Origin of the sequence: Neisseria sp., assembly GCF_030530745.1 — a bacterium.
Classification (GTDB): domain Bacteria; phylum Pseudomonadota; class Gammaproteobacteria; order Burkholderiales; family Neisseriaceae; genus Neisseria.
This window is the reverse complement of sequence record NZ_JAUMUI010000004.1, coordinates 1-12,712: the sequence shown is the minus strand read 5'-3', so window position 1 is coordinate 12,712 and position 12,712 is coordinate 1. Positions and strand designations below refer to the sequence as shown.

The following is a 12,712-nucleotide window of genomic DNA, read 5'->3' as shown; positions in this document are numbered from 1 at the left end:
TTTTGGTTAATAGATAACGGAAACAGTAACTTTGTCGGTATAGCGGCCTACCGGTTTGTCGAACTCGCTGCCTGCAACACGGCCGTACACGGGGTAGTTGACGTTTTGGGCAAAGCCCTCGCCGATGGCCGATACGGTGTTGGTGCCGCTTTGATCGCCCCATACTTTGCTGCGGCCGCTGTCCTGATACAGGGTGTAGGCGATTTTGCTGCCCGCCGCTCCGGAACCGCTCAAACCGTTCATGCTGCCGCCGCCGGCGTTATTGTTGTCGGTGGCGGGGGTCAGAGCGATTTGGTACGGTGTGCCTTTGGTACATTTCACGGCAATACCTTCCGAACCGCCCGCTTTGCTTTGGCCGTCAACGTCGGTGCTGTGGTTGGAGAAGTATTCGCCGAAATCGATATCCGCACCGGCAGAAGGAGTGGATTCTTCTACGGTGGGCGCACCGCCGGTATTGGTTACCACTTCACAGATGGGTTTGATGCGGATGGTAACGTGGAAGTCGGCAATTTTGGTTTCGGCTGCCGCCATACCGGGCGCCAGCAAAGCGGCCGCAGTCGTGGTGAGTACAAAGAGGTTTTTTACCGTTTTCATGTGTAATGTCCTTTTATTAAGGCCGTTCCGCAACCTGCCGGAAACGGCGGCTTGCGGATATCCGGCTGTTTTTATGTTTAAACTCGGAAAAATCATCTTACGGGGATTATTGCTGCGGGCGCCGGCCTCAGAATTGCTGAAGGCCGTCTGAATATGCCGAATATCAGAAATAATCACCTTTAAGATATTTGAATTATCCTGATATTTACAAAAAACAGCAATATATTTACACAGGTATTTGGCTGTTTGAATAAAACCCGTTGTAAACAAACAGAAATTTATATTGAATATTTTGTTGCAGACAGCATAACCCGCTGAGGAACACCTCTTTGACGGCGTCTGTGCGGCTTTTCGAAAGTTTCGGTTTGTAAGTAAGCCTATGCACAGGGTAAAATCTGCAACTTAAATTTTTTATGCGGCAGGCAATGCCGTTATTTTTATGGAGAAACAGCTATGAATGCCGTGGTGATTGCAGTTCTTGTGATGCTGGTGTTGTCGCTGGCGCGGGTGCATGTTGTATTGAGCCTGCTGCTGGGGGCGCTGGCAGGTGGGTTGGCGGCAGGCTTGGGGTTGGCCGAAACCATGAAAGCGTTCCAAACCGGCCTGGCCAACGGCGCGCAAATTGCACTCTCTTATGCCATGCTGGGGGCATTTGCCGTAGCAATTGCCCATTCGGGGCTGCCGCAAACACTGGCCAATGCAGTTATCCGACGCTTGGATGCCGGCCACGTGCGCGACCGTGTTCCCGGCAGTATGAATGCAGTTAAATGGGGGCTGCTGCTGGCGCTGCTGGCAATGAGCGTGATGAGCCAAAACCTGATTCCTATCCATATCGCCTTTATCCCGCTGATTATTCCGCCGCTTCTGCTGGTGTTCAACCGCATGCAGATCGACCGCCGCCTGCTCGCCTGCGTGATGACTTTCGGCCTGGTTACCACTTATATGTGGCTGCCTTACGGCTTCGGCGAGATTTTTCTGAAACAGATTCTGGTAGGCAACATTAATAAAGCCGGGCTGAACGTAGATGATGTGAATGTAATGCACGCCATGACCATTCCCGCCCTAGGCATGGTGGCAGGGCTGCTGGTCGCGCTGCTGTTCAGCTACCGCCGTCCGCGCGCGTATCAAAACAGCACCGTCGACGTAGAAGCCGCCCGCCAGGCCGCCGCCAGGCCGGAAATGTCGGCCTACCGCAGCACGGTGGCGGTGGCGGCAGTTGTGATTTCGTTTGTCGTGCAACTTTGGGCCGATTCGCTTCTGCTGGGCGCGATGGTGGGCTTCGCTGTGTTTATGGCCGCCGGCGTGGTGCGCTGGGGTGAGGCTGATGCCGTATTTAACAATGGTGTAAAAATGATGGCGATGATAGGTTTCATCATGATTGCCGCCCAAGGCTTTGCCGAAGTGATGAAAACCACAAAAGAAATCGAGCCGCTGGTAAAAGCCTCGGCCGATATGTTTGCAGGCAGCAAAGGTATGGCCGCCGCCGCCATGCTGCTGGTGGGGTTGCTGGTTACGATGGGTATAGGCAGCTCGTTTTCCACCCTGCCGATTATCGCTACCATTTATGTGCCGCTGTGCATAGGTATGGGTTTCTCGCCGGTGGCGACACTGGCGATTATCGGCACAGCGGGCGCGCTGGGTGATGCCGGTTCGCCCGCTTCCGACTCCACCCTCGGCCCCACCGCCGGTTTGAATGCCGACGGCCAACACGACCACATACGCGATACGGTTATCCCCACCTTTCTACACTACAACCTGCCGCTGATGGTATCGGGTTGGATTGCCGCCATGGTGTTGTGATGCAGAATCTCGAAAACCGCATCACCGAATTGGAAATCCAAACCGCACTACAGGCCGACTTGCTCGACAATCTCAGCGACACCGTCGCCAAAATGCAGCAAGCGTTGGATTTGCAGCAGGGGCAGCTCAGGCTGCTCTACCGGCGACTGCAAGACAAGGGAGGCGAAGGCAGCGATACCGCATACAATCCGGCAGACGAAATCCCGCCGCATTATTGAATGTGCCGACAGGCCGAGACCTTTGCAAACTTCCCAGATGTGGATGCAGTTCAAGGCGTAGCAGCGCAGCGAGCGCAGACATAACATAGAGTTAGGCAAGCGAGCGAGCAGCGCACAACGCAGAAATGCGCCGCAGATGGGGAGTTTGCAAAGGTCTCAGGCCGTCTGAACCATTATGTATGTTTTCAGACGGCCTGTTTGGTATCCGCCGCCGCTGCGCTTTATTAAGGCCGTCTGAAAACATAACCCGTCAAGCCAACCGCAACCAAACAAGATTTGGCCGTGCAGAAAGATTATCCATTATGAACATCACCGTTTTGGCCGTCGGCACCAAAATGCCGCGCTGGGTCGATGAGGCCGTCAACGAATACGCCAAGCGCTTCGGGAGCGATGTTTGCTATACCTTAAAAGAAATCAAACCCGAAAAGCGCGGCGCCGGCGTGAACGCCGCCCAAGGCATGGCCGCAGAAGAAAAGCGCATACTCGAAGCCATACCCGCCGGCGCATTTTTGGTTGTGCTCGACGAGCGCGGCAAAGCCCCCACATCGGTAGAACTGGCGGATCATTTGGAAAACTGGCAACGCAACGGCGAGCACGTCTGCTTCGTTATCGGCGGCGCCGACGGCATGACCGACCGGCTCAAACAACAGGCGCGCCTGATGATGCGTTTATCCAGCCTCACCCTGCCGCACGGCATGGTGCGCGTGCTGCTCACCGAACAGCTCTACCGCGCCGTATCGATTCTGCACAACCACCCCTACCACCGCGAATAAACAGGTACGCAACACAAGGCCGTCTGAAAAAATTTTCAGACGGCCGAAGATTTTTAACAGACCCCGCTTGCAACACAACAGAGACCACGCAAAATATGCCGCAAACGGCAGATTCGCACAGGCTGATGCCCGAACCGTTATAGATTTCCACCTTCCTTTGCTATATCATTCACTCATCTGTTTGCAGGAGCACAGCCATGTATGAAGTTAACCGCAGCGTATTTTTCCTGATTCCCCTCGAGCCGTTTTGGAACTGGCTGCAATCACTGCCCGAAAGCCCCGAAGACATCCGTCTCGAAGACCTGCAGGCCGATTCCAATTCCTACCTCGTACGCCCCTGCGAAACCGCCGACGAAGTGTGGGACGAAATCGAAAGCCGCTGCGAACAGCTTTTCGCCGCCGAGCTGGCCGACTGGTGCGAAGACGAAAGCCTGTGGCCCGATTTGGACCCCGACATCTTCAACGAATGGTTCGACATCCAACTTTCCACCGTATTGACCGATTTGGAACAAGAGCCGCTCGGCCGCGAAATCTTCCAGCCCATCACCCTGAATTAAGTTTTCAGACGGCCTTCGGCATGACCCGCATACGCATACGCAGCTACCACCTCGACGGCTACGGCCACGTCAACAACGCGCGCTATCTCGAATTTCTCGAAGAAGCGCGCTGGGCTTTTTTCGAACGGCACAACCTGCTGAGCCTGCTCGACGGCATCATGATGGTGGTTGCCCGCACCGACATCCGCTACCTGCGCGCCGCACAAGAGGGCCAAACGCTGGATATCGCCACCCGCATCCGGTCTGCCGCACCCCGCCAAGTGGTGCTCCGCCAAACCGTCCGCCGCGCCGACACCGGCAAAACCGCCGCCGAAGCCGGCATCACGCTGGTTCCCGTCAGCGCCGCCAACGGCCGCGCCACCGACCTGCCTGCCGAACTGCTCACCTTTTTAACCGGACACGCACACACCGAATCATGAAAAAAATCCTCACCGCCGCCGCCGCGCTTATTGTCACCGCCCTGCTTGCCTTTGTGCTGTGGCCGAAAAACCAACCCGCCACCGCCTTTTTCCTGCCCGACTTAAACGGCAAAACCGTCAGCAATGCCGACCTGCAGGGCAAAGTTACCCTGATTAACTTTTGGTATCCCTCCTGCCCCGGCTGCGTCAGCGAAATGCCCAAGCTGATTCAAACCGCCAAAGACTACCACGGCAAAGATTTCCAAATCATCGCCATTTCCCTGCCCTACGACCCGCCGGAAAGCGTCAAAAACTATGCCGCCGACCGCCAACTGCCGTTTACCGTCATGTATGATGCCGACGGCAAAACCGGCAAAGCCTTCGGCGTAAAAGTCGCCCCCACTTCGTTTTTCATCAATAAAAAAGGCGAACTGCTGAAAACCTTTGTCGGCGAACCGGATTTCGCCAAGCTCTATCAGGAAATAGACCGGGAGCTGGCAAAATAAACCGAAGCCTTACACCATCCGGTTTTTTCAAACCATATCGGTTTCCAACTTGCCCGCGCAATACTTGAATTTGCCTCCTTCCCAAACCGCCCGTCAGCAAAGAGGCCGTCTGAAAAGGGGGGAGGCTGCCGTTATAGCGGCTTAAATTTAAAAGAGGACAAGGCGGCGAAACCGCTAAAACATTTTTCGAGAATCCAGCAGCAGCGTAACCGGCCCGTCGTTGCACAGCTCCACCTGCATATGGGTTTGGAAACGGCCGGTTTCTACCGTGATGCCGTGCCCGCGCAGCATGGCGGCAACCTGCTCATAGAGCGCGTTGGCCTCTTCCGGCGGGGCGGCTTCCGAAAACGACGGCCTCCGGCCGCTGCGGGCATCGCCGTAAAGCGTGAACTGCGAAACCAGCAGCACCGCACCGCCGGCGTCTTGCAGCGACAGGTTCAACCTGTCCGCGCCGTCTTCAAAAATACGCAGGTTGGCGGTTTTATCGGCGATATAGCGGGCATCGGCTTCGGTGTCGCCGCGCCCCACGCCGAGCAGCACCACCAAACCGTGCCCGATGCGCCCGGCGGTTTCGCGCCCGCTTCCGCCCGCCACCTCTACGGCGGCGCGGGTAACTTTTTGGATAACGGCCCTCATATCTAAAACAGCCTTCCCTATCAATCAAATCAAGTGAAAGGCCGTCTGAAAATATTTTCTTTTCAGACGGCCTTTATGCTAACGCTGCCCTGTCGTGTTATAGCGTTTTTCCAGCCGTGAAAACAGCCAGCCCAAACACATGGTCATCACCAGATAAATCAGCGCCACGGTGTAGAGCGGCTCTTCATAAATGGAAAAACGCCCCGAAATCGTGCGCTGCACATAGGCCAGCTCGGCCACGGCGATAACCGATAACAGCGAGCTGTCTTTGAGCAGCGTGATAAACTCGTTGGCCAAAGGCGGCAGCATGCGGCGCAGCGCCTGCGGCAGCACCACATAGCGCATCGCCTGCGGATAGGTAAGCCCCAAAGAACGCGCCGCTTCAATCTGCCCTTTGTCGACAGACTGGATGCCGGCGCGGAATATTTCAGTAATATATGCGCCGGCGTTAAACGTCAGGGCCAAAACACCCGCAATCAGCGCACCGTAATTGCGGCGCAGCTCTACCGCCAGATCGCCCGAAACCAACCAGCCGCCGGCGGGGTGGATAAGCGCCACCGCCCAAACGTTGAACCAGATAAAGATCTGCACAAACAGGGGCGTGCCGCGAAACAGCGTAACATACACCAGTGAAACGGTGCGCAGCAGCCACGCCAGCGCGCGCAGCAGGAAATTGCCTTTTTCCACCCGGATAATACGCGCCAGCGCGCCGAACAAACCCAAAACCGTGCCGCCCAAGGTGGCCGCCACCGTCAGCCCCAGCGTAGTCAGCGCACCGTAGAAAAACATCTCGCGGTATTCGTAGATAATGTCGAAACGGAAATTCATGCCTGGCTTTTCAGAAAAAGAAGCTTAAAGATAACGGCGTGCGGCCGCAGTGTGAAACAGGCTATTTTACAAGAAAACACATTCGTTGAAACGATTTATTTCAAGCAGCAAAACTACCGTATTGGCGGTGCTGCCGTTTCCGGCAGTTATCCTTCGAACCCGGAGGCCGTCTGAAAACCCGGGCTCTCGCAAATTGACCGCCACCGCGAAAAAGCGGATAATCCCACCCCTTTCCCGTTTCTTTTTCAGACGGCCTAAACGTTTGAAATATATTTATTTTCAACACACATCATGAAATCACCCGAACTGCTTCTTCCCGCCGGCGGCCTTGACCGTATGCGCGCGGCTTTCGATTTCGGCGCCGACGCCGTCTATGCCGGCAGCCCGCGCTATTCCCTGCGCGCCCGCAACAACGAATTCGCCAAACTGCCCGTGCTTGAACAAGGCATAAGCGAAGCTCATGCGCGCGGCAAAAAATTTTATTTGACCGTCAACACCCTGCCGCACAACAGCAAGCTGAAAACCTTTACGGCCGATATGGAACCCTTAATCGCCATGAAGCCCGATGCGCTGATTATGGCCGACCCCGGCCTGATTATGCAGGTGCGCGAAAAGTGGCCGCATGTGCCGGTTCATTTATCGGTGCAGGCCAACACTACCAACTATTGGGGCGTGCAGTTCTGGCAGAAAACCGGCGTGGAGCGCATTATCCTCTCGCGCGAACTGAGTTTGGAAGAAATCGCCGAAATCCGCCAAGAATGCCCCGATATCGAATTGGAAGTATTCGTACACGGCGCCTTGTGCATCGCCTATTCAGGCCGCTGCCTGCTGTCGGGCTATTTCAACCACCGCGACCCCAACCAGGGCACCTGCACCAACGCCTGCCGCTGGGATTACAAAGTGCACGGCAGCACTGAAGACGAAGCGGGTGATGCCGGGCTGTTGCAAGGCTTCGATTTCAACCGTGCGCAGGAAGAAGCGGATGCCGCCTTCGAAGGCATCAACGGCCAGCAGCGCCACCCCGCCGCCGACAAAGTGTTTTTCATCGAAGAGGCCAACCGCCCCGGCGAATACATGCCGGTTATGGAAGACGAACACGGCACCTACATCATGAATTCCAAAGACCTTCGCGCCATCGAGCAGGTAGCCAGGCTCGCCGAAATCGGTGTGGACAGCCTCAAAGTGGAAGGCCGCACCAAATCGGTTTACTACGTCGCCCGCGTGGCGCAGGCCTACCGCAAAGCGATTGACGATGCCGTGGCAGGCAAACCGTTTGACTACGGCCTGCTCTCCGAACTCGAAGGGCTGGCCAACCGCGGTTACACCTCCGGCTTTTTGGAGCGCCACCAAACGCAGGACTACCAAAACTATCTGGCCGGCCATTCGCTCGCCAAACAAAGCCGGTTTGTCGGCCGGGTGTTGGAAATCGACGCCGAAGGCTGGGCCACTGTAGACGTGAAAAACCGCTTCGCCGTGGGCGACACGCTGGAAATCATCCACCCTTCAGGCAACCAAACGCTGGTGCTGGAAGCCATCATGCGCAAAGGCGAAGCGGTGGATGCCGCGCCCGGCAACGGCATTCAAGTGAAAATCCCGCATATGCGGGGCAAAGAAAACGCGCTGATTGCGCGGATTATGAACCCTTAACCGTAAACCCGCTGCGGAACTGCAACAGGCCGTCTGAAAATACTTCTTCAGACGGCCTGTTGCATTCAACCCTCACAAAAAACAGCGTTAATCCGTTTCATAATAAATCCTGGCCACCCCCTTGCGCCTGAGTGTGGCACGGCCTTCCTGAACGTGCCAGCGGGTTGTGCGGTTGGCATATTCCACACCTTTTGCCCACGATTGAACCTGTTTCAGTTTTTCCACGCTGTTACCCTGCTTTAACTCGACGGTCAGCGGGCTGTGGTTATTGTGGTAAACGGCGGTTAAGCGTTTGCCTTTTTTGGTTTTGTAGTGAACAGTCTGCGCCTGCGATTCGGCTACTGCGGGGGCGGGGGCATCGGGGCGGACGGCTTTTTGCGTGCCGCAGGCGGTCAGCGCCAGCGCGGCGGCGGTAAGTAAGAAGGCGTATCGTGTCATAATGTTCGGTTTTTATGTTATCGAAACAGTTATTATATCTTAATTGCATATTTCAAGAAATCGGGGCCGCTAAAAAACAGGCCGTCTGAAACGCTCAAAGGTTTTCAGACGGCCTGCACAACGGCTTTTGCCTGCCTAATCGGCAATCACATCAAAGTTGTTGTTGGTGAATTTGGTATCAGGCACTTTCACAATCTGCGGGTCGGCTTCGCCGATGGCTTTTATGTCTTTGCCCGGGTAGTCGAGCGAATGCAGAAACGCACGGATACAGTTCAAACGGGCACGTTTTTTATCGTCGGATTTGATAATCGTCCACGGTGCGTCGCCCGTGTGGGTGTGGAAGAACATGGCGTTTTTGGCATCGGTGTAGTCGTCCCAGCGGTCGAGCGACTGGATATCTACGGGTGAGAGCTTCCAGTGTTTCAAAGGATCGTCGCGGCGGGAAATAAAGCGGCGCAGCTGCTCGTCGCGGCTTACCGAAAACCAGAATTTGAACAGATGGATGCCGCTGGCCGCCAGCATACGCTCGAACTCGGGCGTCTGGCGCATAAACAGCAGGTATTCATGCGGCTCGCAAAAGCCCATCACGCGCTCCACGCCGGCGCGGTTGTACCAAGAGCGGTCGAAAAAAACCATCTCGCCCGCAGTGGGCAGATGCTGGATATAGCGTTGGAAAAACCATTGGCCTTTTTCGGTTTCGGTGGGTTTTTCCAAAGCCACCACGCGCGCGCCGCGCGGGTTTAAGTGTTCCATAAAACGCTTGATGGTGCCGCCCTTGCCTGCTGCATCGCGGCCTTCAAACAGGCACACGATGCGCTGGCCGGAATCTTTCACCCAGCTTTGCACTTTCAAAAGCTCGATTTGCAGTTTTTTCTTTTCTTTTTCATAAACGCTGCGGTTCATGCGGGTGCGGTAGGGGTAGCTTTCCGGCAGCGGCGCGGTGCCCGAATCCTCTTTGGTTGCGCGGCCTTTGTGTTCCAAAACGGCTTTTTCAAACACTTTCAGCTCTTCTTTTTTCTCACCGAGATCCACTCGTTCAAACGGTTTTAATTGGTGGTCGGCCATGTGTGCTCCTTATATAGAAAGGGTTAATCGGAATCTGTAAACTTTATAGGGTTATTCTACTCCTTTTCACTTAAACGAACAAAAAACCACATGCGGCCGGATTTCCTCCGCACCTCCGCCAAGCCCCGCTGTCCGCTATAATGGCGGTTTTTGAATCCTGCCTGCCATGCCTTATTCCGCGCTGCTTGATGATGCCGTAAACGGCCGTGCCGTTTGTTACGAAGGCTATGCCCACAGCCGCTTTCTCACCGCTGCCGAACTCGACACGCTCGATGCCTGCCTGCACGAAGGCTGGCAGCGCGGCCTGCACGTTTTTATCTGCGCCGATTACGAATTCGGCCTGCCGCTTGCCAACCTGCCCGGCCGCGCCGACGCCCGCCTCGCCCTGCATTGGTTTGCGCGCAGACGCGAAACCGACGCGGCCTCGTGGCTGGCGGCACATTGCCCGCAAAGCGCGCCGGCCGGCATTTCCGCCCCGCAAAGCGACACCCCGCAAACTGCCTATATACAGGCCGTGCACGACATACAGGCGGCGATTGCTCGCGGCGACACCTACCAAATCAATTACACCACGCGCCTGCACCTCACGGCTTACGGCCACCCCGCCGAACTCTACCGCCGCCTGCGCCAGCCCGTTCCCTACGGCGCCTGCGCCTGCCTGCCCGACGTGCACGGCAAGCCGCGCTGGATATTGTGTTTTTCGCCCGAACTGTTTCTCGATATTTCTTCAGACGGCCTCATCCGCACCGAGCCGATGAAGGGCACGGCGCCGGTTCTGAACGACGGCCTCGACAACCAACGCGCCCGCACCTTGCAGGCCGATCCGAAAAACCGCGCCGAAAACGTGATGATTGTGGATTTATTGCGCAACGATTTGGGCAAAATCGCCCGAACCGGCCGTGTGTGCGTGCCCGAGCCGTTTAAAGTGAGCCGCTTCGGCAGCGTGTGGCAGATGACCAGCCTGATAGAAGCCGAAGCCAAGCCGCAAACCCGCGCCGCCGATATTTTCCGCGCTGCCTTCCCTTGCGGCTCGATTACCGGCGCGCCCAAACGCATGAGTATGCAGATTATCGGCCGAACCGAAACCGCGCCGCGCGGGCTTTACACCGGCAGCATCGGCTTTCTCGAACCTTGCGAAGGCGGCCTGGGCTTTCACGGCACGCTCAACGTGGTGATCCGCACACTGGAACTCTCCCCGCTTTCAGACGGCCTCTACCGCGGCGTTTACGGCGTAGGCTCGGGCATCGTGGCCGACAGCGGAGCGCAGGCCGAATACACCGAATGCCAATGGAAAGCCCGTTTTCTCACCCGACTCCAACCCGAGTTCGGCATTTTTGAAACCCTGCGCGCGCAACACAAACAATGCGCCCTGCTGCACCTTCATGCAGGCCGTCTGAAACAGTCTGCCGCCGCCCTCAACCTGCCCTGCCCCGACAATCCCGAAGCACATATCCGCGCCTACCTGAACACCCTGCCCGACAACGGCATTTTCCGAGTAAAAGCCGAATTAACCGCTTCAAGCGGCCTCAGCTTCAGCCACGCGCCGTTGGGCGGCGGGCTGCCGTTGCCGAAGGTGTGCCTGGCCGAAACGGTTTTGCCCGTGCACGACTACCTGCGCCGTTTCAAAACCACCCGCCGTGAAATTTACGATACGGGTTGGCGGGAAGCCGAACGGCAAGGCGCGTTCGACAGCCTGTTTTTCAACCGCGACGGCTTCCTGCTCGAAGGCGGCCGCAGCAACGTGTTTGTGAAAACCGGCAACGAATGGCACACCCCCGCCCTTGATTTGGACATACTCAACGGCGTGATGCGCCAAGCCGTGCTGGCCGACCCCGAACGCTATTTGGGCACGGCAACCGTGCACGAAAGCCGCATCACCCGCGCCATGCTGCGCGATGCCGGAGAGATCCGCCTGAGCAATGCCCTGCGCGGTGTGTTTTCCGTAGATATAATGGCTTAAATTTAAAACGATACTGCATTACCCCGCCTTAGCTCAAAGAGAACGGTTTTGTAAGCCGCTGAAGCGGCAACAGAATCGGTTCCGTACCATCTGTATTGCCTGCGGCTCCGCCGCCTTGTCCTCTTTTAAATTTAAGCCACCATGCAATCTGAGACCTTTGCAAAGAATTTAAAAAAACAACCGCTTGCATTTTTGCAAGCGGTACTTAATCTATTCAGGCTCCGGCTCTCATGCATAGATGTCGTAATACAGCAATTCCCCTTGTCCGTTAAACGTGTCTATTCTTACGGTATCTTCATCGATTCTATGGTGTTGCATGGCAGACACCAAAACCAACTTATCATCAATCAAACGGTAATCTTCCGTATCATTTTCATCACTGCCTGCCCAAGTCCGACAATTTCGTCAGCGTATTAAAATTACGGGTAGTGGCTGTGATTTTCAGCTTTTTCTCCACAAAGTTATTGCTTAATTTGCTGCGTGAAGCATCTTTAGGGAGATACAGATAAACAGCGTATTCTCCAAAGACAATTTTTTCATCGCCAAAATCCCCGTTTTCAAGCTCCCGCACCAGATTTTTATCTGCCGTTTCATTGCTTAAAGTGAAAAACACACGGCCGATGTCATAACCTTCGCCAAAAGGATTTTCACTTAAAACCCGCTCTATTTCATCGGCAGTTTTGACGATAACGGGCAAATCCGAACCGTTTTTTTCCAAAATCACAGAATGAACTTTTTGGCTGGTTTCACTTGGCGAAAGTGAACTTTGCAAAATCACATTGCCGCTTTGGATATAGGTTTTGACATTTTTAAACCCTGCCTCTTCCAAAATTTCTCTCAAAAAAGCCATTTTGATACTGTTTTTACCGCTGGGCACTACCCCACGCAGCAAGACGATGTAGGTGCTCATATTTTCTCCTTTCTAAAAATTAAAGTGCATTGCTGCACATACATTAACGAAAAATTTTATGCCCGGATGTATGCCGCGCACGCCATCCCCGCCGCCATGCAATTCGGCGATGCGTGGATAGGCTGGCAGCGGCGCGAATGGGACATGGTCATTGCGCCTTTATGTGCCGCATTCTTCCATCTGGCAACTGGAATATGTTTTTTATAATCATTTTTCACCAACATGAAGCACTTCATAGATACTCCTTATTGGTTGAGAAATAAATGTTGTATCGGATTTTCAGGTTCTTTCAGGCCGCCTGAAAAACCTACGCTTCGAGCGGCATCTGGGCGGCGGTTTCCTGTGCCCACGCCATGGTTTCGGCAAAAGCGGGGCGGGCGAG

15 protein-coding genes and 1 pseudogene are annotated in these 12,712 nt (G+C 55.2%); 9 read left to right on the top strand and 7 right to left on the bottom strand.

Annotated elements, in window-relative coordinates; all coding sequences use genetic code 11:
• Positions 1 to 6: 6 nt before the first annotated feature.
• Positions 7 to 594 (bottom strand): spore coat U domain-containing protein, encoded by a 588-nt coding sequence (locus tag Q3970_RS02500; RefSeq protein WP_303099031.1) that lies wholly within the window; start codon positions 592 to 594, stop codon positions 7 to 9.
• Positions 595 to 1,047: 453 nt separating this feature from the next.
• On the opposite strand from Q3970_RS02500, the gene Q3970_RS02495 reads away from it, so the two are divergent.
• Positions 1,048 to 2,394, top strand: coding sequence for a Na+/H+ antiporter family protein (locus tag Q3970_RS02495; RefSeq protein ID WP_303099030.1), 1,347 nt, complete (start codon positions 1,048 to 1,050; stop codon positions 2,392 to 2,394).
• Positions 2,394 to 2,612 carry a SlyX family protein gene (locus Q3970_RS02490; RefSeq protein ID WP_303099029.1) on the top strand — a complete coding sequence of 73 codons (219 nt, stop codon included), beginning with the start codon at positions 2,394 to 2,396 and terminating at the stop codon, positions 2,610 to 2,612. Before Q3970_RS02495 ends, Q3970_RS02490 begins: the two co-directional genes overlap by 1 nt.
• Before the next feature lie 10 nt (positions 2,613 to 2,622).
• Here Q3970_RS02490 and Q3970_RS02485 read toward each other — a convergent pair.
• Positions 2,623 to 2,856: pseudogene (locus Q3970_RS02485) on the bottom strand (hypothetical protein); the annotation flags it as partial.
• Between the two features lie 58 nt (positions 2,857 to 2,914).
• Between Q3970_RS02485 and rlmH the strand changes: the two are divergent.
• The 4 genes from rlmH (at position 2,915) to Q3970_RS02465 (ending at position 4,846) form a co-directional block, all read left to right on the top strand.
• A complete protein-coding gene (rlmH, locus tag Q3970_RS02480) occupies positions 2,915 to 3,385 on the top strand; it encodes a 23S rRNA (pseudouridine(1915)-N(3))-methyltransferase RlmH (RefSeq protein WP_303099028.1) in 471 nt (156 codons plus the stop codon).
• Between the two features lie 197 nt (positions 3,386 to 3,582).
• Positions 3,583 to 3,942, top strand: a complete 360-nt coding sequence (locus Q3970_RS02475; RefSeq protein WP_303099027.1) for a VacJ — start codon at positions 3,583 to 3,585, stop codon at positions 3,940 to 3,942.
• A gap of 20 nt (positions 3,943 to 3,962) precedes the next feature.
• Positions 3,963 to 4,361 carry an acyl-CoA thioesterase gene (locus Q3970_RS02470; RefSeq protein ID WP_368494366.1) on the top strand — a complete coding sequence of 133 codons (399 nt, stop codon included), beginning with the start codon at positions 3,963 to 3,965 and terminating at the stop codon, positions 4,359 to 4,361.
• The gene (locus Q3970_RS02465; RefSeq protein WP_303099025.1) at positions 4,358 to 4,846 is read left to right on the top strand and encodes a TlpA disulfide reductase family protein; all 489 of its coding nucleotides are present in this window, start codon (positions 4,358 to 4,360) and stop codon (positions 4,844 to 4,846) included. Before Q3970_RS02470 ends, Q3970_RS02465 begins: the two co-directional genes overlap by 4 nt.
• A gap of 174 nt (positions 4,847 to 5,020) precedes the next feature.
• Here Q3970_RS02465 and dtd read toward each other — a convergent pair whose 3' ends face one another.
• Together dtd and Q3970_RS02455 are read right to left on the bottom strand one after the other, a co-directional pair.
• Entirely contained in the window at positions 5,021 to 5,482 is a 462-nt protein-coding gene (gene dtd, locus Q3970_RS02460) for a D-aminoacyl-tRNA deacylase (RefSeq protein WP_303099024.1), read from the bottom strand.
• A gap of 78 nt (positions 5,483 to 5,560) precedes the next feature.
• The gene (locus tag Q3970_RS02455) at positions 5,561 to 6,310 is read right to left on the bottom strand and encodes an amino acid ABC transporter permease (RefSeq protein ID WP_303099023.1); all 750 of its coding nucleotides are present in this window, start codon (positions 6,308 to 6,310) and stop codon (positions 5,561 to 5,563) included.
• A gap of 291 nt (positions 6,311 to 6,601) precedes the next feature.
• Here Q3970_RS02455 and yegQ point away from each other — a divergent pair, with 291 nt between their 5' ends.
• Positions 6,602 to 7,957 carry a tRNA 5-hydroxyuridine modification protein YegQ gene (gene yegQ / locus Q3970_RS02450; RefSeq protein ID WP_303099022.1) on the top strand — a complete coding sequence of 452 codons (1,356 nt, stop codon included), beginning with the start codon at positions 6,602 to 6,604 and terminating at the stop codon, positions 7,955 to 7,957.
• Between the two features lie 87 nt (positions 7,958 to 8,044).
• Here yegQ and Q3970_RS02445 read toward each other — a convergent pair whose 3' ends face one another.
• A complete protein-coding gene (locus tag Q3970_RS02445) occupies positions 8,045 to 8,395 on the bottom strand; it encodes a hypothetical protein (RefSeq protein ID WP_303099021.1) in 351 nt (116 codons plus the stop codon).
• Between the two features lie 135 nt (positions 8,396 to 8,530).
• Positions 8,531 to 9,460, bottom strand: coding sequence for a polyphosphate kinase 2 (gene ppk2 / locus Q3970_RS02440; RefSeq protein WP_303099020.1), 930 nt, complete (start codon positions 9,458 to 9,460; stop codon positions 8,531 to 8,533).
• A 166-nt stretch (positions 9,461 to 9,626) separates the two neighbouring features.
• On the opposite strand from ppk2, the gene Q3970_RS02435 reads away from it, so the two are divergent.
• Entirely contained in the window at positions 9,627 to 11,420 is a 1,794-nt protein-coding gene (locus tag Q3970_RS02435) for a bifunctional chorismate-binding protein/class IV aminotransferase (protein ID WP_303099019.1), read from the top strand.
• A 376-nt stretch (positions 11,421 to 11,796) separates the two neighbouring features.
• Here the strand turns inward: Q3970_RS02435 and Q3970_RS02430 are convergent, their stop codons facing one another.
• A complete protein-coding gene (locus Q3970_RS02430; RefSeq protein WP_303099018.1) occupies positions 11,797 to 12,330 on the bottom strand; it encodes a DUF1697 domain-containing protein in 534 nt (177 codons plus the stop codon).
• Positions 12,331 to 12,396: 66 nt separating this feature from the next.
• On the opposite strand from Q3970_RS02430, the gene Q3970_RS02425 reads away from it, so the two are divergent.
• Complete coding sequence (locus tag Q3970_RS02425; RefSeq protein WP_303099017.1) at positions 12,397 to 12,537, top strand: hypothetical protein; 141 nt, start codon at positions 12,397 to 12,399, stop codon at positions 12,535 to 12,537.
• Positions 12,538 to 12,712 lie beyond the last annotated feature (175 nt).

What these genes read in the sequence shown, in the direction of transcription:
- Q3970_RS02465 (WP_303099025.1), top strand. Translation starts at nt 4,358, where the DNA reads ATGAAAAAAATCCTCACCGCCGCCGCCGCGCTTATTGTCACCGCCCTG.
- ppk2 (WP_303099020.1), bottom strand. Translation starts at nt 9,460, where the DNA reads ATGGCCGACCACCAATTAAAACCGTTTGAACGAGTGGATCTCGGTGAG.
- dtd (WP_303099024.1), bottom strand. Translation starts at nt 5,482, where the DNA reads ATGAGGGCCGTTATCCAAAAAGTTACCCGCGCCGCCGTAGAGGTGGCG.
- Q3970_RS02495 (WP_303099030.1), top strand. Translation starts at nt 1,048, where the DNA reads ATGAATGCCGTGGTGATTGCAGTTCTTGTGATGCTGGTGTTGTCGCTG.
- rlmH (WP_303099028.1), top strand. Translation starts at nt 2,915, where the DNA reads ATGAACATCACCGTTTTGGCCGTCGGCACCAAAATGCCGCGCTGGGTC.
- yegQ (WP_303099022.1), top strand. Translation starts at nt 6,602, where the DNA reads ATGAAATCACCCGAACTGCTTCTTCCCGCCGGCGGCCTTGACCGTATG.
- Q3970_RS02445 (WP_303099021.1), bottom strand. Translation starts at nt 8,395, where the DNA reads ATGACACGATACGCCTTCTTACTTACCGCCGCCGCGCTGGCGCTGACC.
- Q3970_RS02425 (WP_303099017.1), top strand. Translation starts at nt 12,397, where the DNA reads ATGTATGCCGCGCACGCCATCCCCGCCGCCATGCAATTCGGCGATGCG.
- Q3970_RS02435 (WP_303099019.1), top strand. Translation starts at nt 9,627, where the DNA reads ATGCCTTATTCCGCGCTGCTTGATGATGCCGTAAACGGCCGTGCCGTT.
- Q3970_RS02475 (WP_303099027.1), top strand. Translation starts at nt 3,583, where the DNA reads ATGTATGAAGTTAACCGCAGCGTATTTTTCCTGATTCCCCTCGAGCCG.
- Q3970_RS02455 (WP_303099023.1), bottom strand. Translation starts at nt 6,310, where the DNA reads ATGAATTTCCGTTTCGACATTATCTACGAATACCGCGAGATGTTTTTC.
- Q3970_RS02430 (WP_303099018.1), bottom strand. Translation starts at nt 12,330, where the DNA reads ATGAGCACCTACATCGTCTTGCTGCGTGGGGTAGTGCCCAGCGGTAAA.
- Q3970_RS02490 (WP_303099029.1), top strand. Translation starts at nt 2,394, where the DNA reads ATGCAGAATCTCGAAAACCGCATCACCGAATTGGAAATCCAAACCGCA.
- Q3970_RS02470 (WP_368494366.1), top strand. Translation starts at nt 3,963, where the DNA reads ATGACCCGCATACGCATACGCAGCTACCACCTCGACGGCTACGGCCAC.
- Q3970_RS02500 (WP_303099031.1), bottom strand. Translation starts at nt 594, where the DNA reads ATGAAAACGGTAAAAAACCTCTTTGTACTCACCACGACTGCGGCCGCT.